Source organism: Amycolatopsis sp. NBC_00348 (assembly GCF_036114655.1).
Classification (GTDB): domain Bacteria; phylum Actinomycetota; class Actinomycetes; order Mycobacteriales; family Pseudonocardiaceae; genus Amycolatopsis.
Genome location: NZ_CP107994.1, coordinates 8,238,160 through 8,263,158, shown reverse-complemented (window position 1 = coordinate 8,263,158; position 24,999 = coordinate 8,238,160). Strand labels below are relative to the sequence as shown.

General features: G+C 70.5%; 26 protein-coding genes. 16 read left to right on the top strand and 10 right to left on the bottom strand.

What is annotated here, in order from left to right:
* Window positions 1-89 precede the first annotated feature (89 nt).
* The 6 genes from trmB to OHS58_RS36675 all read right to left on the bottom strand — a co-directional run bounded on the left by trmB (window position 90) and on the right by OHS58_RS36675 (window position 5,024).
* Window positions 90-761 (bottom strand): tRNA (guanosine(46)-N7)-methyltransferase TrmB, encoded by a 672-nt coding sequence (gene trmB, locus OHS58_RS36700; protein ID WP_442875574.1) that lies wholly within the window; start codon window positions 759-761, stop codon window positions 90-92.
* A 44-nt stretch (window positions 762-805) separates the two neighbouring features.
* Window positions 806-1,357 (bottom strand): hypothetical protein, encoded by a 552-nt coding sequence (locus tag OHS58_RS36695; RefSeq protein WP_247063827.1) that lies wholly within the window; start codon window positions 1,355-1,357, stop codon window positions 806-808.
* Between the two features lie 176 nt (window positions 1,358-1,533).
* Window positions 1,534-2,295 carry a hypothetical protein gene (locus OHS58_RS36690; protein WP_328645484.1) on the bottom strand — a complete coding sequence of 254 codons (762 nt, stop codon included), beginning with the start codon at window positions 2,293-2,295 and terminating at the stop codon, window positions 1,534-1,536.
* On the bottom strand, window positions 2,292-3,203 hold the full coding sequence (locus OHS58_RS36685) for an ATP-binding cassette domain-containing protein (RefSeq protein ID WP_328645483.1): 912 nt from the start codon (window positions 3,201-3,203) through the stop codon (window positions 2,292-2,294). The genes OHS58_RS36690 and OHS58_RS36685 overlap by 4 nt, the downstream gene beginning before the upstream one ends.
* Before the next feature lie 100 nt (window positions 3,204-3,303).
* The gene (locus tag OHS58_RS36680) at window positions 3,304-4,056 is read right to left on the bottom strand and encodes an ABC transporter permease (protein ID WP_328645482.1); all 753 of its coding nucleotides are present in this window, start codon (window positions 4,054-4,056) and stop codon (window positions 3,304-3,306) included.
* 29 nt (window positions 4,057-4,085) lie between these two features.
* Window positions 4,086-5,024 carry an ABC transporter ATP-binding protein gene (locus OHS58_RS36675; protein ID WP_328645481.1) on the bottom strand — a complete coding sequence of 313 codons (939 nt, stop codon included), beginning with the start codon at window positions 5,022-5,024 and terminating at the stop codon, window positions 4,086-4,088.
* Window positions 5,025-5,231: 207 nt separating this feature from the next.
* Here OHS58_RS36675 and OHS58_RS36670 point away from each other — a divergent pair, with 207 nt between their 5' ends.
* From OHS58_RS36670 to OHS58_RS36660, 3 genes are all read left to right on the top strand, one after another.
* On the top strand, window positions 5,232-5,819 hold the full coding sequence (locus OHS58_RS36670) for a TetR/AcrR family transcriptional regulator (RefSeq protein ID WP_328645480.1): 588 nt from the start codon (window positions 5,232-5,234) through the stop codon (window positions 5,817-5,819).
* Window positions 5,816-6,727: an SDR family NAD(P)-dependent oxidoreductase gene (locus OHS58_RS36665; protein ID WP_328645479.1), complete on the top strand. Its 912-nt coding sequence runs from the start codon at window positions 5,816-5,818 to the stop codon at window positions 6,725-6,727. The genes OHS58_RS36670 and OHS58_RS36665 overlap by 4 nt, the downstream gene beginning before the upstream one ends.
* Window positions 6,728-6,958: 231 nt before the next feature.
* Window positions 6,959-7,783, top strand: coding sequence for an endonuclease domain-containing protein (locus OHS58_RS36660; protein WP_328645478.1), 825 nt, complete (start codon window positions 6,959-6,961; stop codon window positions 7,781-7,783).
* Window positions 7,784-7,840: 57 nt separating this feature from the next.
* Here the strand turns inward: OHS58_RS36660 and OHS58_RS36655 are convergent, their stop codons facing one another.
* Both OHS58_RS36655 and OHS58_RS36650 read right to left on the bottom strand, forming a co-directional pair.
* Entirely contained in the window at window positions 7,841-8,497 is a 657-nt protein-coding gene (locus tag OHS58_RS36655; protein WP_247059510.1) for a response regulator, read from the bottom strand.
* Entirely contained in the window at window positions 8,494-9,672 is a 1,179-nt protein-coding gene (locus OHS58_RS36650; protein WP_442788313.1) for a sensor histidine kinase, read from the bottom strand. The genes OHS58_RS36655 and OHS58_RS36650 overlap by 4 nt, the downstream gene beginning before the upstream one ends.
* Before the next feature lie 189 nt (window positions 9,673-9,861).
* Between OHS58_RS36650 and OHS58_RS36645 the strand changes: the two genes are divergently transcribed.
* From OHS58_RS36645 to OHS58_RS36585, 13 genes are all read left to right on the top strand, one after another.
* Window positions 9,862-11,379, top strand: a complete 1,518-nt coding sequence (locus OHS58_RS36645) for a dynamin family protein (RefSeq protein ID WP_328649916.1) — start codon at window positions 9,862-9,864, stop codon at window positions 11,377-11,379.
* Between the two features lie 61 nt (window positions 11,380-11,440).
* Complete coding sequence (locus OHS58_RS36640) at window positions 11,441-12,088, top strand: hypothetical protein (protein WP_328645477.1); 648 nt, start codon at window positions 11,441-11,443, stop codon at window positions 12,086-12,088.
* Window positions 12,089-12,133: 45 nt separating this feature from the next.
* Window positions 12,134-12,613: a YqeB family protein gene (locus tag OHS58_RS36635; RefSeq protein ID WP_326945346.1), complete on the top strand. Its 480-nt coding sequence runs from the start codon at window positions 12,134-12,136 to the stop codon at window positions 12,611-12,613.
* Window positions 12,610-13,224, top strand: coding sequence for a TetR/AcrR family transcriptional regulator (locus tag OHS58_RS36630; RefSeq protein WP_328645476.1), 615 nt, complete (start codon window positions 12,610-12,612; stop codon window positions 13,222-13,224). Before OHS58_RS36635 ends, OHS58_RS36630 begins: the two co-directional genes overlap by 4 nt.
* 192 nt (window positions 13,225-13,416) lie before the next feature.
* Window positions 13,417-13,758 carry a nucleotide exchange factor GrpE gene (locus tag OHS58_RS36625; protein ID WP_442788314.1) on the top strand — a complete coding sequence of 114 codons (342 nt, stop codon included), beginning with the start codon at window positions 13,417-13,419 and terminating at the stop codon, window positions 13,756-13,758.
* A complete protein-coding gene (locus OHS58_RS36620) occupies window positions 13,755-15,593 on the top strand; it encodes a dynamin family protein (protein ID WP_328645475.1) in 1,839 nt (612 codons plus the stop codon). The genes OHS58_RS36625 and OHS58_RS36620 overlap by 4 nt, the downstream gene beginning before the upstream one ends.
* Window positions 15,594-15,697: 104 nt before the next feature.
* Window positions 15,698-16,411, top strand: coding sequence for a hypothetical protein (locus OHS58_RS36615; protein WP_328645474.1), 714 nt, complete (start codon window positions 15,698-15,700; stop codon window positions 16,409-16,411).
* A gap of 350 nt (window positions 16,412-16,761) precedes the next feature.
* The gene (locus tag OHS58_RS36610) at window positions 16,762-18,585 is read left to right on the top strand and encodes a phosphoenolpyruvate carboxykinase (GTP) (RefSeq protein ID WP_328645473.1); all 1,824 of its coding nucleotides are present in this window, start codon (window positions 16,762-16,764) and stop codon (window positions 18,583-18,585) included.
* A 124-nt stretch (window positions 18,586-18,709) separates the two neighbouring features.
* Window positions 18,710-19,552, top strand: a complete 843-nt coding sequence (locus tag OHS58_RS36605) for a TIGR03621 family F420-dependent LLM class oxidoreductase (protein ID WP_326945340.1) — start codon at window positions 18,710-18,712, stop codon at window positions 19,550-19,552.
* A 13-nt stretch (window positions 19,553-19,565) separates the two neighbouring features.
* Complete coding sequence (locus tag OHS58_RS36600; protein WP_328645472.1) at window positions 19,566-20,441, top strand: TIGR03621 family F420-dependent LLM class oxidoreductase; 876 nt, start codon at window positions 19,566-19,568, stop codon at window positions 20,439-20,441.
* Window positions 20,438-21,043, top strand: a complete 606-nt coding sequence (locus OHS58_RS36595) for an ABC transporter ATP-binding protein (protein ID WP_247059500.1) — start codon at window positions 20,438-20,440, stop codon at window positions 21,041-21,043. The genes OHS58_RS36600 and OHS58_RS36595 overlap by 4 nt, the downstream gene beginning before the upstream one ends.
* The gene (locus OHS58_RS36590; RefSeq protein ID WP_328645471.1) at window positions 21,037-22,317 is read left to right on the top strand and encodes a hypothetical protein; all 1,281 of its coding nucleotides are present in this window, start codon (window positions 21,037-21,039) and stop codon (window positions 22,315-22,317) included. The genes OHS58_RS36595 and OHS58_RS36590 overlap by 7 nt, the downstream gene beginning before the upstream one ends.
* Before the next feature lie 30 nt (window positions 22,318-22,347).
* Window positions 22,348-22,926, top strand: coding sequence for an EndoU domain-containing protein (locus OHS58_RS36585; RefSeq protein WP_326945337.1), 579 nt, complete (start codon window positions 22,348-22,350; stop codon window positions 22,924-22,926).
* A gap of 25 nt (window positions 22,927-22,951) precedes the next feature.
* Here the strand turns inward: OHS58_RS36585 and OHS58_RS36580 are convergent, their stop codons facing one another.
* Together OHS58_RS36580 and OHS58_RS36575 are read right to left on the bottom strand one after the other, a co-directional pair.
* Window positions 22,952-23,224 carry a helix-turn-helix domain-containing protein gene (locus OHS58_RS36580; RefSeq protein ID WP_326956511.1) on the bottom strand — a complete coding sequence of 91 codons (273 nt, stop codon included), beginning with the start codon at window positions 23,222-23,224 and terminating at the stop codon, window positions 22,952-22,954.
* 114 nt (window positions 23,225-23,338) lie between these two features.
* A complete protein-coding gene (locus OHS58_RS36575) occupies window positions 23,339-24,958 on the bottom strand; it encodes an alpha/beta hydrolase (protein WP_328645470.1) in 1,620 nt (539 codons plus the stop codon).
* Window positions 24,959-24,999: the final 41 nt, after the last annotated feature.

Here is a 24,999-nt window from a genome sequence, read left to right as displayed (position 1 = left end):
TCTGTCGGGGGAGGGGCGAGCACCGGGGGTAGTGAGCTGAAGGGGACCTTTCTCCGCGGGGATCCGGGGAGAGGTCCCCTTCAGCGTTTCTAGCGCTTCTCGAAGATGAGGTCGTGCGAGACGCGGCCGTCGACGTCGGCGCGCTGCTCGAACTTGGTCACCGGCCGCCACTCCGGGCGCGGCGCCCAGCCGTCGTACCGGTTCTTCAACGCCGGCTCGGCGGAGCAGACCTCGAGCATCTGCTCGGCGTAGTTCTCCCAGTCGGTCGCCATGTGGAACGTCCCGCCGGGCGCGAGCCGCGACGCCACGAGCGCGGCGAACGACGGCGACACGATCCGCCGCTTGTGGTGCTTCTTCTTCGGCCACGGGTCCGGGAAGAACAGCCGGACGCCGTGCAGCGTCCCGGGCTCGACGTGCTCGGTGAGCAGCACGACGGCGTCACCGTGCAGCAGCCGGAGGTTTTCGACGCCCAGCTTTTCGGCGCGCAGCATCAGCTGGCCGAGGCCCGGGTCGTAGACCTCGACGGCGACGTAGTTCAGCTCCGGCGCCGCGGCGGCCAGCTGCGACGTCGTCTCGCCCATGCCGGAGCCGATCTCGATCAGCACCGGCGCCTCGCGGCCGAACCACGCGCCGAAGTCCAGCGTCCCGGCGGGCAGCTCGCCCACCGTGCGGCCGACTTCCGGCCACAGCTCGTCCCACGCGCGTTGCTGCCCGACGGTCATCCGGCCACCGCGCTTGACGTAGCTGACGACGCTGCGCAGCCGTCGACTGTCCTCGTTTTCCACCAAGCGAGGCTAACCGGTGGTCACCGAGCGGCTTCGAACTCCCCGAGCCGGGACCGCAGGCCGGCCAGTCCGGCGACCGGGATCGGGTCCGGCGTCGGCCCGGTGTGCGCCGGGAGGACGTCGATCCAGCCGCCGTGCCGATCGGTGTTCATCACCGTCGTGGGAATCGCGTGTCCCGATTTCCCGCGTTCGGACGGCATGAACTCCCAGTAGCCCGATTCGCCGTCCGCGGCCCAGGGGACGAATTCCCAGCCCGGCCGCCTGCCGAGCAGTTGCGCGATGCGGTCCTCGACGCGGAAACCCTGTTCCCGGGAATCGAGCTTGCCGTCCGCGACCGCGCGCAGCCACCACGGCGCGGGGATCGGTCCGGCCATCCCGGCCGACGCGCGGAACAGCGCCAGCACGCTGTCCTCGGGCGCGCGATGCACCCAAGCACGGCGAAGTTCCGCGGGCGTGCCCGCCGCCATGGCGTTCTGCGGGAGTTCGATGGCCCGCGACCATTCAAGATCCAACATGGGTTCGAGCCGCGGTGCGTCGTCTTCGACGCGGGCCCGGGGAATCGTGCTGCCCAATTCTTGACCGGTGTCCACCGCCAAGGATCACCTCCAGGGGAGCTCAGACGGGTCCGGTTCACTCACTTACGAATATTGCCTGGTCATAGCATTATGTCCGGCGCCTGTGAGAGAAGCCACAACGTTTTCATCTTCTCTTAACACAGTTTTGTGGAGTAGTGAGACGGCGATCACGCTCAGGCGTCACGCTTCGCCGTGACGACCACGCCGGCCACGAACAGGGCAACGCTGATGGCCGCGAAGTAACCGAGGTAGCCCCACGGGCTCAGCGGCGCGGCCGACAGCTGCAGCGGCCCGGCGGCGAAGCCACCCGCGCCGACGAACTCGTCCGCGGCGTGGAACGGCATCCACTGGTAGATGTGCCTGCCCGCGCCCGGGATGAAGACGACCAGGCCCTCCAGCAGCTGCGTCCACACGAGCACCGCGGCCAGCGCGAAGGCGACGTTGCGCAGCAGCAGCGCGACCCCGACGCCGGCCACCGCGGTGAACAGGAAGACCAGGCTCTGGCCGAGCACCGAGCGCCACTCCGCACCCGAGTGCAGCGCGAGATCGGCGTCCGGCTGCACCAGCGTCCCGACGCCCCAGGCGCCGAAGCCGACGACCAGCCCGAGCACGGCACCCACCGCGCCGATGATCGTCACCTTCGCCAGCAGCGCGGGCACCCGGCGCGGGACGGCCTGGAAGGTCAGCCGCATCGTGCCCCAGCCGAACTCCGCCGCCGTCGCGAGCACGGCGAGCACGAGCAGCACGGTCCGGCCGTTGCCGCTCGCGAGCTGCGTGTTGCCGACGGTCGCCGGGATCTCCGGCCCGGCCAGCGCGAAGAACAACGCGGTGAAGCCGAGCGGCGCGACGAACGCGAGGGTCAGGCACCACCACGGCGCCCGGGTGCTGAAGAGCTTGATGCGCTCGGCGCGGAGCAGGTTCGACGTCGTCGTCACTTCGCGACCTCCGGAGTGGCGGAGAATTCGACGGCCTCGCGGGTGAGGTCGAGGTAGGCCTGCTCGAGCGAGCCGGTGATCGGGCTCAGCTCGTGCAGCGTCGCGCCGGCGTCGAAGGCGAGCTGCCCGATCCGGTCACTGTCCACTCCGGACACCACGAACGCGCCGTCGGCTTCGGTGAACTCCACCTGCCCGGTGAGCGCGGCCCGCAGCTCGTCGGCGTGCGGGGTGCGCACGCGCACGCCGTGGTGGCTCGTGCGGGCGACGAACTCGTCCATCGTGCCCTGGTAGATCAGCCGGCCCCGGCCGATGACGACCAGGTCCTGGGCGGTCTGCGCCATCTCCGGCAGCAGGTGGCTCGACACGAACACGGTCCGGCCCTCGGCGGCCAGCGAGTGCAGCAACTGCCGGATCCAGGCCATGCCCTCGGGGTCGAGGCCGTTGACCGGCTCGTCGAACAGCAGCACACGCGGGTCGCCGAGCAGCGCGGCGGCGATCCCCAGCCGCTGCAGCATGCCGAGCGAGTACCGGCCGGCCCGCGTCTTCCCGACGCTCGTCAGCCCGACCAGCGCCAGCACCTGATCGACGCGCTTGTCGGGGATGCCGTTGGTCGCGGCCAGCCAGCGCAGGTGGTCACGCCCGCCGCGGCCGGGGTGGCGCCAGCCGGCGTCCAGCATCGCGCCGACCGTCGTCAGCGGGTCCTTCAGCTCGGGGTACGGAACGCCGTCGATGAGCACGGTCCCGGCGTCCGGGGTGTCGAGGCCGACGATGAGCCGCATCGTCGTGGACTTGCCGGCGCCGTTCGGGCCCAGGAACCCGGTGACGCGGCCGGAGCGCGCGGTGAAGGTCAGCTGGTCGACGGCGGTCGTGTCGCCGTACGCCTTGGTCAGTGCCGTCGCTTCGATCATCCGCCCACCCGTCCCGTCGCGGTGAGCCTAGCGAGAAACGAAAAATCCGGGTCGCCCCCCGACAGCGCGACCCGGATTTCCCGTTTTCCCCTGTTTCCCCTCAGGCGTCCCGCTTCTTCGCCACCCCGAGGGCGATGAGCAGGAACACGATCGAAACCCCGGCGAAGTAGGCCAGCGCCCAGCCCGGGCTCAGCGGCGAATCCGACGGTGCCGGGCCGTTCCCGGCCGGCGTCGAGCCGACGAGGAACTTGTTGGCCACGTTGAACGGCATCCACTCGTGGATGTGGTTGCCGATCTTCGGGATCAGCTGCACCAGGCTCTCGACGGCCAGCGCGTAGATGAGCAGCAGCGCGATCGCGCCGGCGCTGTGCCGGATCATGATGCCGATGGCGACGGCGAGCACCGCGCTGAAGGCGAAGACGAGGCCGAGCCCGGCGACGTTCGCCCAGTCCTGGCCGGTGGTCAGCGCGAGGTTGTCGTTCGGGCGCATCAGCTTGGCGAGGCCCCACGCGCCGAACCCGGCGATCTCGCCGAGGATCAGCGCCATCAGCCCGACGACGACGGCCTTGGCGACCAGCGCCGGCGAGCGGTGCGGCACCGCCTGGAACGTGGTGCGGATGGTGTTGAAGCGGTATTCGGTGGTCACCGCGAGGGCGGCGAGCACCATGACGACGGCGATGCCGAACTGCGAGCCACCGAACTGGGTGGCCGAGACGGTCAGCGAGTCGCCGGCCTCGGTGGCGCCGGCCAGGATGGCGGCGAAACCGACGGACAGGACGAGGGTGATGAGCGCGCACCACCACGGCGAGCGGGTGGTGAACAGCTTGATGCGTTCGACCGCGAGCAGGTTCATGATCTTGGTTTCCCCGTTGAGGTCTTCGGTTACTTGGCGGACTCGAGCACTTGGTGCGCCTCGGCTTCGAGACCGGTGTGGTACTCGACGGAGTCGCCGGTGATCTGCATGAAGGCCTGCTCGAGCGAGCCGGTCTGCGGGCTCAGCTCGTGCAGCACGATCCGGTGCTCGGCGGCGATCTCACCGATCTTGTCGCTGTCCATCCCGGACACGACGAGCGCCTTCTCGTCGCCGGTGACGCCGGCGCTCGCGCGCTGCAGGAGGTCACGCAGCTCGGTCAGCTGCGGCGAGCGGACCTTGACCGTGTTCTCCGCGGCGCGGGAAACGAAGTCTTCGGTCGACGACTGCGAGATCAGCTGCCCGCGGCCGATCACCACGAGGTTGCTGGCGGTCAGCGCCATCTCCGAGAGCAGGTGGCTCGACACGAAGACCGTGCGGCCTTCCTCGGCCAGCCGGTGCATGAACTTCCGGATCCAGAGGATGCCCTCCGGGTCGAGGCCGTTCACCGGCTCGTCGAACAGCAGCACCTCGGGGTCGCCCAGCAGGGCGGCCGCGATGCCGAGCCGCTGCGACATGCCGAGCGAGAACCCGCCGGCGCGCTTGCTCGCGACGTTGCTCAGGCCGACGGTGTCGAGCACCTCGTCGACGCGGGCGGCCGGGATCTTGTTGGACTTCGCCATCCACTGCAGGTGGGCGCGCGCCGAGCGGTTGGGGTGCACCCACTTCGCGTCGAGCAGCGCTCCGACGGTCCGCAGCGGCTGCTTGAGGTCGTGGTACTTCTTTCCCCCGATGGTGACCTGGCCCCCGGTGGGGTTGTCCAGGCCGAGGATCATGCGCATGGTGGTCGACTTGCCCGCTCCGTTGGGACCGAGGAAGCCGGTGACCTGCCCCGCGGCCACGGAGAACGACAGGTTGTTCACCGCCAGCGTCTTTCCGTACCGTTTGGTGAGGCCCGTTGCCTCGATCATGGCTTGCTCCTCTTCGCCCCTCGCTTACGACGTACCTATCGTCGCGGGTGAGGACCTGTTCGCGCGTCACCCTGTAGACCGAACCGGGCCCCCTACCTGAGTAGTACCTTCCTGGCTTTTCGGCCGATGCGCGATCGGTGATGACCCTGACCCGACCCTGATGCCGACCCGGGTGACACCATTAATGAACTGTGGTTCAATAACGCCGTGGCCCGGCCGAGGAGCATCACCGACGAGCGGCTGCTGGCCGCGGCGGAGACCGTGATCGGCCGGTGCGGACCCGGCTTCACCCTGGCCCAGGTGGCCGCCGAGGCCGGGGTCGCGGTCGGCACGGCCGGGCAGCGCTTCGGGTCGAAGGCCGGTTTGCTGCAGGCGCTGAGCCGGCGCGCGACGACCCGCGCGGTCGAGCAGATGCGGGCGTGCGCGGATTCCTGGGATGACCCGATCGTGGGACTGCGCGCGGCGGCCGTGACGGTCTACGCGGTGCTCGGCGACGCCGAAGAGGCGGCCAACCACCTGGGCCAGCTCGGCGTGGACATCGGCGACCCGGTGCTGCGGGCGCTGCTGGGCGAGCACTACGCGGCGGTGGAGGCGGAGCTGGGCCGCCTCGTCCGCGCGGCGGCGGGCGAGCTGCCGCACGCGCCGAGCGTGCCCCGCGCCGCGCGGGCGCTGCTGGCGGTGATCAACGGGGTGTCGCTGGACTGGTCGATCCGGCCGCAGGGGCGGCTGGCCGACCGGCTGGCCGAGGACGTCGACGCGGTGCTGACCGCGTGGCGGGGACGGGAGAAGACATGAGTTTGCTGGGCAAGGTCGCGGTGGTCACGGGGGCGACCCGGGGCTGCGGCCGCGCGATCGCGGTGGAACTCGGCCGTGCGGGGGCGACGGTATACGTCACCGGCCGGTCGACGCGCGAGACGACGTCACCGATGAAGCGCCCGGAAACGATCGAGGAGACGGCGGAACTCGTCGAGGTGGCGGGCGGCAAAGCCGTCCCGGTGCGCTGCGACTTCACGTCGGTGTCCGATGTGGACGCTCTGAAGGCGCGCATCGAGTCCGAAGTGGACGGAGTCGACATCCTGGTCGACGACGTCTGGGGCGGCGACATGTACTTCCACTTCGACGCGCCCTTCTGGGAGACGCCGCTGGAGGACGCGCTGAGCCTGACGCACAACGCGCTCGACACGCACCTCATCGCGCTGCACAAGCTGCTGCCGCTGGTCGTCGCCCGCCGCGGGCTCGTGCTGGAGGTGACCGACGGCGACAACGACGACTACGTCGGCGCGGGCCTGCCGTACTACCTGGCCAAGTGCGGCATCCGCGCGCTCGGCCGCGCACTGGGCGTCGAGCTGAAGAAGAACGGCTGCGTCGGCCTCGCCGTCACCCCGGGCTTCCTGCGCTCGGAATCGATGCTGGACATCTTCGAGGTCACCGAGGCCACTTGGCGCGACGCGGTGGGCAAGCTCGCCCCGGTCGACTTCAAGATCTCCGAGACCCCCTACCTGCTGGCCCGCGGCGTGGCGGCCCTGGCCCAAGACACCGACGTCGCCCGCTTCGCCGGCCAAACGCTGGCGTCCTGGACCCTGATGAAGGAGTACGGCTACACGGACATCGACGGCGACCGCCCGGACTTCGGCCGCTGGCTCACCGAAGTCCGCAACACGGGCAAGGACCCGGCAACCACACCCCCGGACGACTACCGCTAGCCCAAACTCGCCACTTTCCCGGGGAAAGGCGCGCATCCCGAGGGCTAAAGCGTCACTTTCCCTAGGAAAGATGCGGGGTTGTGGAGGGATTTCGGGGGGTGTGGACAAGTAGGCCGTAGTTGATCTTTTGGGGGCTTGGTTGTCGGTGATGTGACGCAGGTTTGATGGGTGTCCCGCCTTCGCAGCAGTGACCTGGTCGACTTCGTCGAGCCCTTCGTCGGGAGCCATGCCGTGGCCGAAGACGTGTTGACGTTGTGCGACTTGCGGTCCCCGTCGTTCACTCGGTTGTTCCGGAACGTCTACGTCGCCTCGACGACTGAAGTCACGCACTCGATGCGATGCCGGGCCGCTGCACTGCTTGCACCGAGTGGCGCCGTCCTGACCGGGTGCTCGGCGGCGGCCGTCTGGGGCCTTGAACTGGCCGGTCCCCAAGATCTGGTCGAATTCGTCGTGCCCGAGAACCTGAAGTTCAATCGGCAGGCCGGACTGCACATCCGGCGAACCAGCCGGGTGATCGACAGTGAGCCGTGGGGTGACATCCAGCTCGCTACGCCACTGCGGCTGGCGTTGGACGTCGCCACGAACACCAAGCTTCATCGTTCGCTTCCCCGGACTGTCGGCTACCTTGATGCCTTCCTCAGCAGCGGGCTGGTGAACCTGGCCGAGCTGCGCCTTTATCTCGTGCCGCGCCGTGACAACGGAATGGTGCGAGCCAGGAAAGCGGTCGCCCTGGTGGACGCGCGTTCAGAGAGCGTTCCCGAGTCCGAGCTGCGAGTGTGGCTCACCGTCGCCGGGCTCAAGCCCGAGGTCCAAGTCGACGTCATAACAGGAGCAGGTGACTTCCATGGCCGTCTTGACCTGGCATTCCCTGCGCAGAAGCTGGCCGTCGAATACGACGGTGAGTGGCATCTCGACGGCATCCAGCCGCGCCTCGACGCGCAACGCCGCGCCGCGATCGAGGCCGAGGGCTGGCGCTTCGTGATCGTCACCAAGGCAGACCTGTACGGCGATCCGAAGCGAGTGGTCGCAACCGTCCGAGCGTCACTTTCCCTATGAAAGATGCGTCCGCAGGGCCTCTGGACGCATCTTTCATAGGGAAAGTGCAGCATCCCGCTAGGCGAGGCCGGGGCGGGCGAGGCCGGTTTCGTAGGCCAGCACCACCGCCTGCACCCGGTCGCGCAGGTCCAGCTTCGCGAGGATCCGGCCGACGTGCGTCTTCACCGTCGCCTCCGAGAGGAACAGCGCCTCGGCGATCTCCAGGTTCGACATGCCCTTGGCGATCAGCACGAGCACCTCGCGCTCGCGGTCGGTGAGCACGTCCAGCTCGGCCGTGTCGCGCATCGGCGTGCCGCCGGCGCCGACGAAGCGGTCCAGCAGCCGGCGCGTCACCGACGGTGAGACGACGGCGTCGCCCGAAGCCACCGCCCGCAACGCCGAGACCAGGTGGTCGGGCTGGGTGTCCTTCAGCAGGAACCCGCTCGCCCCGCCCTGCAGCGCCGCGTAGACGTACTCGTCGAGGTCGAACGTCGTCATCACGAGCACCCGCGCGGTGCCGTCGGCGACGATCTTCTTCGTCGCCTCCACCCCGTCGAGCACCGGCATCCGGACGTCCATCAGGACGACGTCGGGGCGCAGCTGTTCGGCCAGCCGGATGGCCTGGGCGCCGTCGCCGGCCTCGCCGACGACGTCGATGTCCTCCTGCGCGCCCAGCACCATCCGGAACCCGACACGCATCAGTTCCTGGTCGTCGACGACCACCACACGGATCACTGCGCCAACCTAACCGGCAGCGCCGCGCGGACCTGCCACCCACCACCCGGTGCCGGGCCGACTTCGAGCGTCCCGCCGTAGACGTGGGCGCGTTCGCGCATGCCGATCAGCCCGTTGCCGCCCGGCACGGCCAGCCGGGGCGTGGCGCGGCCCGCGGGGATCAGCTGCGGGAGGCGGCCGGCGCCGTCGTCCGACACCAGGACCTCGACCAGGTCGCCGGTCCGGTGCAGCCGCACGGACGCGGTCGCGCCGCGTCCGGCGTGCTTGAGCGTGTTGGTCAGCGACTCCTGCACGATCCGGTACGCCGCGAGCGACACCCCGGCGGGCAGGTCGCCGAGCTCGTCGGTCTCCAGCGTCACCGGCACACCCGCCGCGCGCATCCGCTCGGCCAGGTCGGCGATGGCGTGCGCGTCCGGCTGCGGGACCCGCGGCTCGCCTTCGGCACGGTCGTTGCGCAGGACGTCGAGCAGCGCGCGCAGCTCGCCGAGCGCGCCGCGGCCGGTCTCGGAAATCGTCTGGAGGGCTCGCTGGGCGAGCTCGGGGTTGCTGCGGATCGCGTACGAGGCGCCGTCGGCCTGCACCACCATCACGCTGACCGCGTGCGCGACGACGTCGTGCAGCTCGCGCGCGATGCGGCCGCGTTCCTCGGCCACCGCGATCCGGGTGGCCTGGTCGCGTTCGGTTTCGAGCAGGTGCAACCTCGCCTCCACTTCCACGTCGTAGGCGCGGCGCGCCCCGACGAACTCGCCGAGCGTCCAGCACAGCGCGATGCCGAACGCCAGGAACAGCACCGCGATGAGGATGTCCCCGGACTGCTCGATCAGCAGCTGGACGGCCGACGCGACCACGACCGCGCCGACGAACACCACGCCCTGGCGCCGTCCGGCGTAGACGACGACGGAGTAGATGCTCATCGCCAGCCCGGCCGCGCTGCCGATGCCGAGCATCAGCGCCGCGTGCACGATGCTGATCACGAGCACGACGTACGCCGACCACAGCGGCGACTTCCGCCGGAACACCAGCGGCGTCACCATCGCGATGATCACCGGGATCCCGACGTACCAGGGCGGCAGTTCGGGCACCTCGGCGAAGCCGTCGGCGGCGAAGAGCATCAGGTCGAACAGCCCGAGCAGGACGGCCAGCACCGAGTCGCCCGCCATGGGGTGGGCACGCATCCAGAGACTCAGCCGTCGCACCAGGCAACACTAGGTCCCGGCCCGCGGATCCCGCGTCGGTCGCCGGTACCACCTTCGGTGCGACCCAGGGATGAGGCTCGTGGGACGATTCCCGGGGTTGTCCGTACGACGGGAGGGCTGGGGGCCGTGACGTCACCGGAGCAGGGCCGGCTCGCCGGTCCGCTGTCGATGTCCGTGGCCAACCTGTGCCACCGCCTGCAGTCGCAGGTGTCCGCGCGGACGTCGGCCGGGTTCGCCGAGGTGCTGCGCCGGCTCGGCGCGCCGCTGCAGGTGGCCGTCGCCGGGCGGATCAAGTCGGGCAAGTCGACGCTGGTCAACGCGCTGATCGGGCGCCGGGTCGCGCCGACCGACATCGGCGAGTGCACCCGGCTGGTGACCCGCTTCCAGTACGGCACGGTGGACCGCGTCGAGATCGTCTTCACCGACGGCCGCAAGCAGGTGCTCCCGTTCGCCTCGGACGGGATGATCCCGGCCGAGCTGGGCGTCGACATCACCAAGGTCTCGCACATCGAGGCCTACCTGACCAACGCCGTCCTGCAGGGCATGACGGTGATCGACACCCCCGGCCTCGGCTCGCTCGACGCCGCGTCGGTGTCGCGCACCGAGCTGCTCCTCGGCGCCGCGAAGCACCGCAAAGACGACGAAGAGGGCTCCGACGACCTCGACGACACCTCGCGCAACGCCGTCGCCGGCGCCGAGGCCGTCCTCTACGTCGTCACCCAGGGCGTCCGCGCCGACGACCAGCAGGCGCTCGCCGCGTTCACCGCGGCCACCGCGAGCCGCGAGGCCGGCCCGGTCAACGCCATCGCCGTCCTGAACAAGGCCGACACCATCGCGCCCGAGTCGGTCGAGGGCTCCGACGGCGACATCTGGAAGGCCGCGACGATCCTCTCGGAGAAGCAGGCTTCGACGCTCAAGCCGCGCGTCGCCGACGTGCTGCCGGTGATCGGGCTGATCGCGGAGTCCGCCGAGTCGGGCGGCTTCACCTCCGCCGACGCCGAGGCGCTGCGGGCGCTGGCCGACCTCGACGACGACGTCCTGCAGACCATGCTGATCTCGGCCGACATCTTCACCAGCTGGGAGTGCGACGTCCCGGCCGGCACCCGGCTTCGCCTGCTGGAGAAGCTCGACCTGTTCGGCGTCTCGCACGCCGTCGACGTCATCCGCAAGGAACCGGAGATCACGGCGGGCGCGCTCCGGCGGTCCCTGCTGGACGCGTCCGGCCTGGAAGCCGTGCGGCAGCGGCTGTCGGTCGTGTTCGCCGCCCGCGCCGACGGGATCAAGGCGGCCGCGGCGCTCGCGTCGGTCACCGCGCTCGCGCACGCCTCCGGCGACCCGGCCGAGCGCCAGCGCGTGCACGACGCCATCGAGGTGCTGCTCGCCAAGCCCGAGGCCCACCAGCTGCGGCTGCTCGAAGCGCTGACGCTGGTCGCCTCCGGCGCCGTCGACATGCCCGAAGACCTCTCCGAAGAGGTGCTGCGGGTGGGCAGCAACGCCGACATCGGCGCCCAGCTCGGCAAGCCGGGCGCGCCCCGGCCGGAGCTGGCCGCGCACGCGCTGGAGCGCGCGGGCTGGTGGCGGTCCTTCGCGTCGTTCGGCGCGACGCCCGCGCAGAGCCGCGTTGCGCACGTGGTGCACCGTGCATATTTCCTGATCTGGCAGCAGGTGCGCGAGCCACAAGCCTGACGCTTGTTTCACCTTGCCGACTTCTCCTGGAACAGTGGCTTTTCCGCGTACTGTGGAAAACGTGCAGCTGGAGAACACGACATCCTGGCGAGCGAGCTGGAGCAGCGAGACGGAGATCGACGTCGCGCTGTACATCCGTGACGCCTTGGCGCTGTCCGTTTCCGAAGGACAGGTCCTGCCGCCGGTGGAGCCGCAAGTCCCGGTGCACGTCCCGCCGGAGATCGACCGCGCCGCCGTCCAGGAGCAGTGGGCGGACTGGTGGAACGACCTCCTCGCGTTCCTGCGCGGCCGCGTGGACCCGGATCCGCGCAGCCCGCGCAACCGCTACGGCAGGCCCGCGCTCGCCCACGATTCGGCGATGCGCCAGGCGATCGAGTACTTCGCCCCGGCCGCGTCCCGGCACTTCGCCAACGCGCGCGGCCCGGCGCTGCGCGGGGCGGGCGAGCCGTCGGGCACGACCCCGTGGGCACCCGGCTTCTACCGGCGCCAGATCGTCGCCGGCGAGCGGCTCGGTCAGCTCGTGCGGGAGGCCGAGGTCCGGCAGGGGCGGCGCGCGTACCCGTTCCGGCTGAACGTCATCGAGATCTCCGTGGCCGGCTCGATCTGCCTGCGCACGGCCGACGACCAGCTGCTGGTCTCGTCCCGGTTCGCCGAGGACGGCCCGGGGCTGGAGGCCAAGCTCCGCGAGGTCATCAACGAGCTGGTCTGACCCCCGGCTTTCATAAACCGAGCGCGCGGTCTGATAATGGACGGCATGGAGACGACCGTCGACGAGCCGTCGTGGCTGCGCACCGGGTCCTGGGTCGGCTGCCCGCTGGCGGGCGCCGCGCTGGGCGTCGGGGTGTGGGCCATCGCCGCGTGGGTCACCGGCCTGCCGGCCTTCCCGTTCCAGGGTGTGTTCAAGGTGCTCACGAAGCTGCCGCAGCCGTGGGCGACGCTCGCCGCCGTCGCCGGCGGCCTGGTGCTCGGGTTCGCGTTCGCGGTGATCTGGGCGCACGACCGGCTGGTCGTCACGGTGTCGCCGGCCCGCGTCACGCTGGTCCGCGGTGAGAAGACACGGCGCATCGAAGCCGAGCTGGACGCCGTCTACCTCGACGGCAAGGAGCTCGTCCTGCACACCGTCGACGGCCGGGAGATCGCCCGCGAGAAGACCGACCTCGGCGGGCCCGAGCTGGCCAGGGCGTTCGCCGAACACGGCTACCCCTGGCTCGACGAACCGCCGGCCGAGCGATGAGGACGGTCGACCCCGCGAAGCACGCGGCCAAGCGCCGGGCGATCGTCGACGCCGCCGCCGGGTGCTTCGCCGAGAAGGGCCTGGAGCGGACGACGACCGCGGACATCTGCCGCGCCGCGGGCATCAGCTCCGGCAGCCTCTTCCACTACTTCCCCACCAAGCGCGCGGTGTTCACCGCGATCTTCGAGGAGGACGCGCGCGACACGGCCGAACGGCTCGCCGCGGCGGCCGAGGCGGCCGACCCGTGGACCGCGCTGCTCGACGTCGCGCTCGCGCTGGCGGCCGAGGTCGCGCACCCCGCCATCGCCCGGCTGGTGCTCGAGGCCGCCGCGCAGGCCGCGCGCGACGACGTGTTCGCCGCGCTGATCCGGCGCAACGAACGCGCGCTGGCCGACGGCCTCGCCGTCTTGATCGAGCGGGCCGTGGCCGCCGGGCTGATCGACCCCGGCGTCCCGCCGCAAGCCGCGGCGGGCTGGGTCGCCGCCCTCGCCGACGCGCTGATCACGCGGGCGGCGTTCGACCCCGACGTCGACACCGCGGCCGAACTCGCGGTCCTCCGGACGATCTTGATCCGGTTCCTTCGCCCGGTTTCGCCCCCGGATGGCGTCTGAGTGCTCCAAACTGGTGGAATCTGCGGTGAGCCGGACGGGGTGGTGCGGGTGGCGTGGTTTCGGAAGGACGGCGTGGTGGATGCCGACGAGACGCCCACCGGCCAGATCCCGGCGCTGAGCATCGCGCAGATCATCGAAGAGGCCGACGCGGAGAAGGGAACCGACGGTGCGAAGCCGGCGTCGGACACCGATGTGCACCCCTTGCAGCCGGTCATCACCTCCCCGATCGACCTAGAGCACGCACTCGCCGATCGCCAGGCCTTGATCCAGATGTGCTTGTACGCACTGGATCGCGCCCGCAGCGGCGGTGTTGTCGAACGGCTCGAAGAGGGGCTGGCCGCGATCGGCGTCCAGGCCCTGCGGCCCGACGGCGAGCGGTTCGACCCGGCCCGGCACGAAGCCGGCGGCGCGCTGCCGACCGAAGACCCGTCGCTGGACGGCGTCGTCGCGGAAACCGAGGTCACCGGCTTCGCCGACCACGACCGCCTGCTGCGTGCCCCGATCGTCATCGTCTACGCGAAGAAGACCCCGTGAGCGCACCCACCGCGCCGAGCCTGCCCGCGCAGGTCCAGGCGGCCCGTGACCAGCTGCTGACCGTCGTCCGCGACGCCGACCCCGACGCCGCCAGGTGGGTCGACGCCATCCGGAAGGCGCGGCCGAAGAAGCCGGCCGTCGTGGTCGTCGGCGAGACGAACCGCGGCAAGAGCTCCCTGGTCAACGCCCTGCTCGCGCGCCCGGGACTGTCCCCTGTGGACGCCGACGTCGCCACCGCCACCTACCTCGTGTTCGACCACGCGGAGGCCTGGGGCGCGCAGGCCTGCTACCCCGGCCAGCTGGCGCCGGTGCCGATCGACCTCGGCCAGCTGATCAACTGGGTGTCGGCCGCGCACGAGCTGCCGCCGGGCCAGATCCCGCCGCGCTACGTCGAGGTCACCGGCCCGGTGCCGCTGCTCGAACGCCTTTCGCTGGTCGACACCCCCGGCGTCGGCGGGCTCGACTCGATGCACGGCGAGCTGGCCAAGGAGGCCGCCGCGGGCGCGACGGCGCTGCTGTTCGTCGTCGACGCGTCGGCGCCGTTCACCTCGACCGAGCTGCAGTTCCTGCGCGACGTCGGCGAGCGCGTCGAAACCGTGGTGTTCGCGCTGACCAAGGTGGACATGTTCCGCGGCTGGCGCGAGGTGCTGGCGGCCGACCGGCAGCTGCTGGCCGAGCACGCGCCCCGCTTCGCCGACGCCGTGTTCCACGCGGTGTCGCCGCGGATGTTCGAGACGGCCGCGAAGGCGCCCAACGAGCAGATGGCCGCGATGCTGCGGGAGAAGTCCGGCATCGCGAGCGTCCAGACGGCGTTGCAGGAGCTGCTGGTCGGCCGCTCGGCGATGCTCGGCGAGGCCAACACGCTGCGCGCGTTGTCCAGCGCGCTCGCCGTGCTCAAGGCGAAGCTGCAGGCCGAGAGCCGGGCGCTGTCGGCGGGCGAGGCCGAGGCCGAGCAGCTGCGCGAACGCCGTGACCAGCTGCAGGCCGAACGCCGGACGTCGACCCGCGGCTGGCAGCTGAAACTGCGGGGCGAGGTGCAGCGCACCCGCGTCGAGGTGCTGCACGAGAGCAGCCGCCAGATGCGGGACGCGCAGACCCACTTCCGCCAGCTGATCGACGCCGCGAAGCGCGACGAGCTGACCGCGTTGCCGCAGCAGGTCGACATCGCGCTGCAGACGACGTCGCAGCGGATCTCGATGCTGCTTTCCCAGCGGCTCAACCAGGTCACGAACGTCTCGCTGTCGGAGCTGTTCTCGCCGGAGGAGCTGGACGTCATCCGCGCGCAGTTCGCGCGCGCCGGCGGCCCGCCCGTCGTGCTGCGCCCGCCGGACAAGAAACCGCCGACGGCCGAGGACAAACTGCTCGTCTTCATGGGCATCTCGGGCGGCGTCGGTGCGGGCAAGGTGGCCGCGCTGCCGCTGGCCGGCGTCGCGATCCTCAACCCGGTGGTGCTGCCGGTGACGATCATCATCGGCCTCGGCGCGGGCTGGTGGATGGCCCGCACGCGCAAGCACGCGGCCGACAAGCAGCACATGAAGCAGTGGCTCGTAGAAGCCATCGCGGACGCCCGCTCGACGCTCGACCAGCTCGTCGCCGAGCAGCTCATCGAGGCCGAGCAGCAGCTGTCGATGGCCCTGGACGAGGCCCTCGGCCGGCGCATCGACGCGATCGAGGCCGAGCTGAAGGAAGTCGACAAGACGATCAAGATGGGCGCCCAGGAACGGGCGAAGAAGATCACGATCGTCTCGAAGCGGCTGAAAGAAGTCAGCGACGGCCGTGACCGGGCCGAAGCGTTCCTGACCCGGATCCGGGCATTGCGGGACAAGCCGGCCTGAGCGCGCGTCCGGTTGTGGTGGGGAACCGAACCGGCCTACGGTGAGTCATACCCTCAGACAGCAGGTCGGAGAACGGCGTTACCCGGTTCGAAGGGGGAAGTCCCATGTGGGTCGACGAGAGTGGCGGCAGCGACACCGACGCCAGTGGTGCCGAGGCGATGACCGTGCACGTCGACGGCCAGGAGTACCAGGCCGAGGTCAACTACGACGTGAACGACGACGGCGTCAACGACACCGCGATCGTCGAACACGACGACGGCACGGCCCAGGCCTTCATCGACACGAACCACGACGGCCAGGCCGACCAGTACGCCGTCCTCGACGAGACGGGACACGTCGTCGAGCAGGCCGTCTACGACGAGGCCAGCGGCGAGTGGATCCAGTCGGAAAGCGGGGGCCACGACGACTCCGACTCCGGCACCGGCCACGAGGACAGCTCCGGCGGCCACATCCACGCGGACATGCCGGACGGTGAGGTCGACGCGGGGGCGGCGACCATCGACACCGACCACGACGGACACAACGACACCGCCGTCGTCGAAACGAAGAGCGGCGGCACCATCGCCTTCACCGACAAGGACGGCGACGGCGAAGCGGACATCGCGGTGCAGGTCGACGCGGACGGCACGTCCACGACGTTCGAGCACAGCGGCCCCGGCCAGTGGACCGAGGTCTCGAGTGGACTGCTGGATTCGGGCAGCGACCAGCAGATCGGCGACCCCGCGGGTGACGCCGAGTGGGGCGGCGCCGGCACGCAGACGCTCGAGGGCGTCGCGCACATCGACTCCGGCACCGGGCAGTGGATCTCGCCCAACTGAAACGTTACCCAGGTCACAGTTTGAAAGCCCGGCGCACGCGCGCCGGGCTTTTTTCATGTCGCAAATGAAAACAAGCAGGTCACGGGTGTGAGGCCGCCCACCGCAAGATTTACTGCGAATGCACCGATCCGGTGACGTCTGAATCGATTCCCTTATCGTTCTTGTGAGAGAACGTACACGTCAGCTCTCGGTTACCTGCCGGTCATGCGGCTACTCTCGGGGAATCCCAAAAAACGCACACCGGCTTCGCCAGCCGGTGTGCGAAGCCATTCGGTCGCCGGCAACGCAGCCCGCTCCGGAACACAGCCGTTCCGAGCGGGCTCATTTGTCGTCGGAAGTCAGGAGCAGAGATGACCGCAGTCGCCATCCCCGGACTGGACACCGCGCCGACGACGCACACCGGCGTGCTGTCCTTCGTCCGGGAGGTCGCCGAACTGACCACCCCGGACCGCGTGGTGTGGGTCGACGGGTCTGACGAAGAAGCCGCCCGGATCAACCAGGAGCTCGTCGAAGCCGGCACGTTCGTGCAGCTCAAGTCGAAGCCGAACTCCTTCTGGGCCACCTCCGACCCCAACGACGTCGCCCGCGTCGAGGACCGGACCTTCATCTGTTCGGAGCGTCCCGAGGACGCCGGTCCCACCAACAACTGGACCGACCCGGCCGAGATGAAGGCCACCATGACCGAGCTCTTCCGGGGCTCGATGCGCGGCCGCACGATGTACGTCATCCCCTTCTGCATGGGCCCGCTCGCCGACGAGAATCCCAAGCTGGGTATCGAAATCACCGATTTCGCCTACGTTGTCGCCTCGATGCGCGTGATGACCCGCGCCGGGCGCGCCGCCCTCGACAAGTTCGTCGGGCCGGACGGCAGCGAGCGCGAATTCGTGCCCGCGCTGCACTCCGTCGGCGCGCCGCTCGAGCCCGGTCAGAAGGACTCTTCCTGGCCGTGCAACGAAACGAAGTACATTTCGCACTTCCCGGAGGAGCGCGCGATCTGGAGCTACGGCTCGGGTTACGGCGGCAACTCGCTGCTCGGCAAGAAGTGCTACTCGCTGCGCATCGCTTCGGTGATGGCGCGCGACGAGGGCTGGCTCGCCGAGCACATGCTGATCCTCAAGCTGATCTCCCCCGAGGACAAGGTCCACTACGTCGCGGCGGCGTTCCCGAGCGCCTGCGGCAAGACCAACCTCGCGATGCTGCAGCCGACCATCCCGGGCTGGCGCGCCGAGACCCTCGGTGACGACATCGCCTGGATGCGCTTCGGCGAAGACGGCCGGCTCTACGCGGTCAACCCGGAGTTCGGCTTCTTCGGCGTCGCGCCGGGCACCGACTGGCACACCAACCCGAACGCCATGCGCACCATCGAGCAGGGCAACACGGTCTTCACGAACGTCGCCCTGACCGACGACGGCGACATCTGGTGGGAGGGCATGGAGAACCAGCCCGAGCACGCCACCTCCTGGAAGGGCCAGGAGTGGACGCCGGAGTCGAGCGAGAAGGCCGCGCACCCGAACTCGCGCTACTGCACGCCGATGTCGCAGTGCCCGATCCTCGCCGACGAGTGGGACGACCCGAAGGGCGTGCCGATCTCGGCCATCCTGTTCGGCGGCCGCCGCAAGACCACGGTGCCGCTGGTCAACGAGGCCCGCGACTGGCAGCACGGCGTCTTCATGGGCGCCACCATGTCGTCGGAGACGACGGCCGCGGCCGCCGGCGCGGTCGGCAACGTGCGCCGCGACCCGATGGCGATGCTGCCGTTCCTCGGCTACCACGCCGCCGACTACTTCAAGCACTGGCTGACGCTGGGCAAGAACGCCGACGCGAACAAGCTGCCGAAGATCTTCTACGTCAACTGGTTCCGCCGCGGCGACGACGGCCGCTTCCTGTGGCCGGGGTTCGGTGAGAACTCGCGCATCCTGAAGTGGGTCGTCGACCGCGTCGAGGGCAAGGGCAACGCGGTCGAGACGCCGATCGGCTTCGTGCCCCGCGCCGAGGACCTCGACACCGAGGGCCTCACCGAGCCGCTCGAGGACATCCAGGCCGCCCTCGACGTCAAGCCCGAGGAGTGGCGCGCGGAGCTGCCGCTGATCGAGGAGTGGTTCGACAAGATCGGCGGCACCGTGCCGACGTCGCTGCGTGACGAGCTCGACGCGCTGGCCCAGCGCCTCGCCTGAGTCTCTCTGCCGAGAAGGGGACGTCCCGTGTGGACGTCCCCTTCTCTGCTGTCACCGGGGCTTCGCCCCGGGCCGGGGGCTCCGCCACCCGGACCCCCCGAAAGATCCCAGGTAGGTTCGCGCCATGAGACCGTTCCGCTTCGGGGTGGCACTGGTGACGCCCGGCTCACGGGCCGGGTGGGTGGCGAAGTGCCGCCAGGCCGAGGACCTCGGTTACGACGTCGTCGGCGTGGTCGACCACCTCGGGCGGGTCGCGCCGGTGCCGGCGCTGCTGCTGGCGGCCGAAGCGACCGAGCGCGTCAAGCTGAACACCTACGTGCTCAACGCGAGCTTCCACAACCCCGTGCTGCTGGCCCGCGACCTCACCGGGCTCGACGAGTTCACCGGCGGCCGCCTCGAGATCGGGATCGGCGCGGGGTACGTCCGCGCGGAGTTCGAGGCCGCCGGGATCGAGTGGGGCACACCCGGACAGCGGTTCGCGCGGCTGAAGCGCGTGGTCGCCGAGATCGAGCGTGCGTACGCGGGGCGCCCCCGGCCGCCGCTGCTGCTCGGCGGCCGCGGTGACCGGATGCTGGAGTTCGCCGCCGAGCACGCCGACACCATCGCCTTCACCGGCACCGCGCCCGGCGCGGCCGAGGGACGGCTGGCCCTGGCCGGTCCCGCCGCGGTCGCCGAGCGCGTCGACTTCGTGAAGCGGGCGCTCGGCGGTCGTGACACCGAGCTCAACCTGATGGTCCACCTCGTCCGGATCACCGACGACCGGCAGACGGCGCTCGAAGAGGCCCACCGGCTCGTGCCGCACCTCGGTGCCGACGAGCTGGGCGAGCTGCCCACCGTCCTCATCGGCTCGGCGGAAGCGGCGGCCGAGCAACTGCTGCGCACGCGCGAGACGCTCGGCATCAGCTACTTCACGGTGATCGAGGACGACCTGACCAGGCTGGCCCCGGTGATCGAAAAGCTCCGCTGAGTACCGTGTCCCTATGACTGGGGACTTCCGCTTCGGCGTGAACATGGTCGTGCCGGACAGTCGCGCCGCGTGGGTCGGGAAGTGCCGCCAGGCCGAGGACTTCGGCTTCGACGTCGTGTCCGCGGCCGACCACCTCGGGTTGGCGCCGCCGTTCCCGGCGCTCGTGCTCGCCGGCGAGGTCACTTCGCGCGTCAAGCTCAACACCTACGTGCTCAACACGCCGTTCTACAACCCGGTGCTGCTCGCCCGCGACGTCACGGGCACCGACCGGTTCACCGACGGCCGCCTGGAGCTGGGGCTCGGCGCGGGGTACGTCAAGCAGGAGTTCGAGGCCGCCGGGCTGCCGTTCCCGTCCGCCCGCGAGCGCGTCGACCACCTCGAACGCACGATCCTCGAACTCAAGCGGTCCTACGCCGACCCGGAGCACAAGCCCGCGCCGGCGCGTCCGGAAGGCCCGCCGCTGCTGCTCGGCGGCCGCGGCGACCGGATCCTGACCCTCGCCGCCGAGCACGCCGACATCATCGGCTTCACCGGCACGGCCAAGTCGCCGGACGCCGGCGCGCTGGTCCCGGCGAGTGCCGAGGACATCGGGGAGCGCGTCGAGTTCGTCCGGTCGAAGCTCGGCGACCGGGCCGTGGAGTTCAACCTGCTCTGCCACTTCGTGAAGATCACCGAAGACCGCGCGGGCGCGCTCGAGGACCTCGCGAAGCTGACGCACGGCGTGCTGAGCGCCGAGCAGCTCGCCAGAGTCCCGACCGCGCTGGTCGGCCCACCCGCCGCGGTCGCCGAGCAGCTCCACGCGCACCGCGAGCGGTTCGGGCTGACCTACTTCACCGTCCTGGAGCACAACATGGCCCAGTTCGCCCCGGTCCTCGAAGCGCTCCGATGATCGACGCGAAGGGGATCGGCGTCCGCGCCGGCGACATCTGGCTGTTCGACGACCTCGACTTCAGCGTCGACGCCGGTGAGGTCGCCGCGATCGTCGGGCCGAACGGAGTCGGCAAGTCGACGTTGATGCGCTGCTTCTACGGCATGCAGCGGCCGCAGCGAGGCCGCGTGCTGGTGGACGGCAAGCTGCCCGACGAGCGGGACGTCGAGTTCCGGCGGAAGGTGTCGGTGCTGTTCGACGACTCCGACTTCTTCGCCGAGCTGACCCCGTTGCAGCACCTCGACCTGCTCTCCGGCACGTTCGGCGCCGACCTCGGCGACCACCAGGACCTGCTGCGCGACGCGGGCCTTGGTGAACGCATGCACGTCACGTCCGGGCACTTCTCCGCCGGCCAGCGCCGTCGGTTGCTGCTGCTCGGCGTCACCGCGCGGCCGCACCGCGTCCTGCTGCTCGACGAGCCGGAACGCGCGCTGGACACCGCGGGCAAGGAGTGGCTGGTCGAGGTCATTGCCCGGTCGACGGCGGCCGGCGCGGCGGTCGTGGTGGCCACCCACCACCCGCCGCTGCTGGAGGCCGCGGACAGCGTGCTCGAACTGTGGTGACCGTCGCGCCGCGGCGGATGAAGATCCCGGGCCGCAAGCGCTTCGGCGGGATCTTCAGCGGCGACACGGCGTCGTTCGTCTTCCTGTTCGGCTTCGGGTTCCTCTTCACGGCGTTCTTCCACGTCGACGGCTGGCGCCCGGCGGTCTACGGCTCGTCGCGAGTGGACTTCCCGGCCGTCCTCGGCCTGCTGACGCTGAGCTGCGCGGTCGGCTGGCGCGGCCTGCTGCGCCGCGGTTTCGCCTGGGTCGAGCCGGCCGAGCTGACCTGGCTGGACTTCGCGCCGGTCGACCGCGGCCGCGTCGTCGCGCTGCGGCTGCTCGGCGCGTGGACCGGGGTCGTGGCGGTGACCGGTTACCTGGCCGCGCTGCTGCTCGCGGTCGGCGGCGGCGGGCTCGGCGAGTGGCGCGCGGGGATCGCCGTCGTCGCGGCGACCGCTGTGATCGCGTACGTGACGGCGCGGCGGACGGCGTTGTGGTTCGACGCGGCCGGCCCGCTGGTGCTGGCGGTGCTCGGGCTGGCGATCGCCGCGTTCCACCTCGGCGCCGCCACGGTGGAGTTCGTCGCGGCCGGCGTGGTCGTCGCGGCCCTGCCGCTGGCGTTCGGCGGCGAACCGGTGACGCGCGCGGGCCGGTCGGCGCTGCTCGCCGGCTGGGAGGGCCGGGTGCTGCGCTCGGTCGCCGTCACCTTCCTCGACCCGATGATGCTGCTCCCGCCGTCGGCGCCGGTCGGGCGGATCTCCGTGCGCCGGCCGACGCCGCTGCGGCTGGCCGTGGCGGAAACCGTCGGCCGGACCAAGTACGCGGGCGCGGCCGTGCTGGTCGGCTTCGCGATCGTGGTCGCGCACATCGCGCTGCCGACGCTGCCGGGCCCGGTCCTCGTCGGCCTCGGCGCGTACCTCGCGTTGACGCCGTTCAGCGCCGGGCTCGGCGAGCTGTGGCGCAACCCGGGGCGCCGCCGCTGGCTGGGCTCCCCGGACCGCGACCTGGTGCTGGCGAACGGCCTGGTGCTCGCCGGCGCCGGCCTGCTGTGGGCGGTGGTGCTGTACGGCGTCACGCTGGCGGCCGGGACGTCGTTCGCCGGGCCGGCGTGGCTCGCCGTGCCGCTGTCGGTGCTCTCGATCCTGCGCACGGTCACCCGCAAGGCCGTCGACTACGGCAACCCGGCGTTCGTGGACACCCCCATGGGCCCGATGCCCGCCAACCTCGTCCGCCAGCTCTTCCGCGGGCTCGACCTGCAGGTTATCGGGATCGTGCTGCTTTCTTTGCGCATCTGACCTACCCTCGATGCGACGAATGGAGCAGTCATGGGTGGCGGACACGCGTCAGGGGTGGGGCGCCGGGCGACCAGCGAGTTCCCGCCGGGCTGGAACGACGAGCACATCATCTCGGTGGTGAAGGACGTCGCGAACGACCCGAGCGAGGCCCGGCGGCAGCAGCGGAACGGCCGTTGGCGGTGTGCCGGCGAGCGGTTCAACGTGCACATCGTCGTGCTGGTCGAGGAGAACGGGTACGTGCACACGGCCTACCCGGTGGCGGGCCCCGGCGTGACCCGCAACCCGGACGCGGCCCGCGACCCGGCGAACCCGACGGTCGCTGACCTCAAGGAGAACCGCATCAGCTTCTTCGCCGACAGCGTGCTCACGATGCTCGGCGACCGGCTCTCCCCCGAGGACTTCACGCACTACCGCACGCTGCTCTGGTCAGGCGAGTGGGAAGAGCTGGCGGACGTCCTGGCCGCACACGCGGCCAAGGTGGACCTGAAGTTCTCGGCCGACGAGCTGTCGGACTTCGAGAAGCTGCTGAACAGCTACGACCTGCCGGTAGCGGGCTGCGCATTCCTCAACGACCGCGACCACATCCTGACGCAACTACGCCAGAGCTAGGCGAAGGGAGCCGGGCCAACTGCACCTAGCTGGCCTGCGAAAGCGGTGGTGACGGAGCCGGCGCGACGGCCGCGCGCAGCTCGTCCAGCGGCAGGCCGACGGCGTCCGCGATGGCCGTGACCGTGAAGAACGCCGGTGTCGGGATGCGGCCGGTCTCGATCTTGCGGAGGGTCTCGACCGAGATCCCGGCTTCGCCCGCGACGTCGACCATGCTCCGGCCGGCCCGTGCCGTCCGCAGCGCCTGACCGAGGCGTTCGCCTCGCTCGCGCTCTTCCTCCGTCAGCGGTACTCGCACCATGAAACCAATTCTAATACCAGTAGTTATCCACTGCCTGTGGACAACTCTGTGCACAGGTGTGGAAAAGCCCCGCCGAACCGGAGTTCGGCGGGGCTTCCACAACACCTGGTGGCGTCAGGCGCCCGGAGGCACCGGAAGTGCCACACCGGGCAGGCTCTGGTCGTTCGGCACAACACCGTCGACCAGGTAGGCCTCCACGACCTTGTCCACACCCGCGTTGCCGCCGGCGTAGATCCCGTGGTCACCCTCGCCGGTGATCGTCAGCATCCGCGAACCCGCGAACGCCTTGTGCGCGCGGCGCGCGCCCTCGATCGGCGTCGCCGGGTCGTGCTCCGACTCGACGATCAGCACCGGCGGGACACCCTTGCCGTCCAGCACGGGCAGCGGCGCCGGGGTCTTCTTCCAGAACAGGCACGGCTGGATGAACCAGCCGGCGCCCAGCAGCGGCTGCTGCTTGTCGATCAGCTTCTGCGAGTCCTTGATGGCACTGTTCGTCGTGCCGGTCCACGGACCCTCGTTGCAGGGGATGCTCCAGAAGCTGGCGTCGTACGAGTCGCCGTCGCTCGGCACCATCAGCGGCTGCGGGCCGAAGGTGGTGGTGCTCGTGTCGCCGGCCTTGACCTTCTGCGCGGCCGCGGCCTTGGCCTGCACCGAAGCTCCGCCCTGGGTCAGCGTGCGGACGCTGACCAGGTAGTCGGCCAGCGCCGGGAAGGCGCGCTTCGAGTAGATCTGCGACGCGATGAAGGCGTCCAGGCCGTTGGCCGACACGCTCGAACCGTCGGGCAGGGTGACCGCGCCCTGGGTCAGGGCGTAGCGGACCTGCTCGTAGGTCTGGCGGGCCGCCTCGCCGGTGGTGCCGAAGTGGTAGAGCTTGTCGTACTTCGCCACCCACGGGAGGAAGTCGGACCGGAAGCGGCGCTCGAAGCCGAGCGGCTGCCAGTCGAACGACTTCTGCCAGGTCGTCGTGAACTCCGTCGAGGAGTCGAGCACGAACCGGCCGGTGCGCGCGGGGTAGGCCTGGGCGTAGTGCGCGCCCATCCAGGTGCCCGCGGAGTAGCCGACCCAGTTGATCTTGTCGCGGCCGAGCAACACGCGCAGCAGGTCGATGTCCTTGACCGTCTGGTCGGTGTTGATCAGCGGGCCGAGCTCGCCGGACTTCACCTGGCACGACTGCGCGGCGTACTTCGTCGCCTGCAGGATCAGGTTCAGGTTCGCGCGGTCGCGGTCACGCGGGTCCAGGTCCGAGCCGGTGCCGATGGCGCCGCCGCACGTGATGTTCGTGCTCTTGCCGGTGCCGCGCGGGTCGAACCCGACGATCTCCTGGTGCTCCCGCAGCTTCGGCTGGTTGCGCAGCCGCGCCGGGAAGTTCCGGCCGGGCGCGCCGGGGCCGCCGGGGTTGGTGACGACGCTGGCCGTCGCGTCGCCGGTCGCCTTCAGGCGGCTGACGGCGATGGTCAGGTCGATCTGGGCGTTCGCCTGGTACCAGTTGCGCGGCGTCTTGTAGGTCGCGCACTCCATGTCCTCGGCGCCCGCGGGCGGGGCCGTCGGCAGCTCGGAGGGGACTGCGCACTTGTGCCAGTCCAGCTTCTGGTTCGCGTACTGCACCGGGATGTTCGTGGAGTTCCGCGGCAGCTTGGCCGCCGCGGCCTCCTGACCTGCGAACGCAGGCGTGAACCCGGCCAGCAGGGTGCCGGCGATCGCCGGGATCACCACCGCGTAGCGGAGTCGTGTCATACGGTTGCCCCTTTGGATTTTCTTCAAGTGGAGTCGCGCTA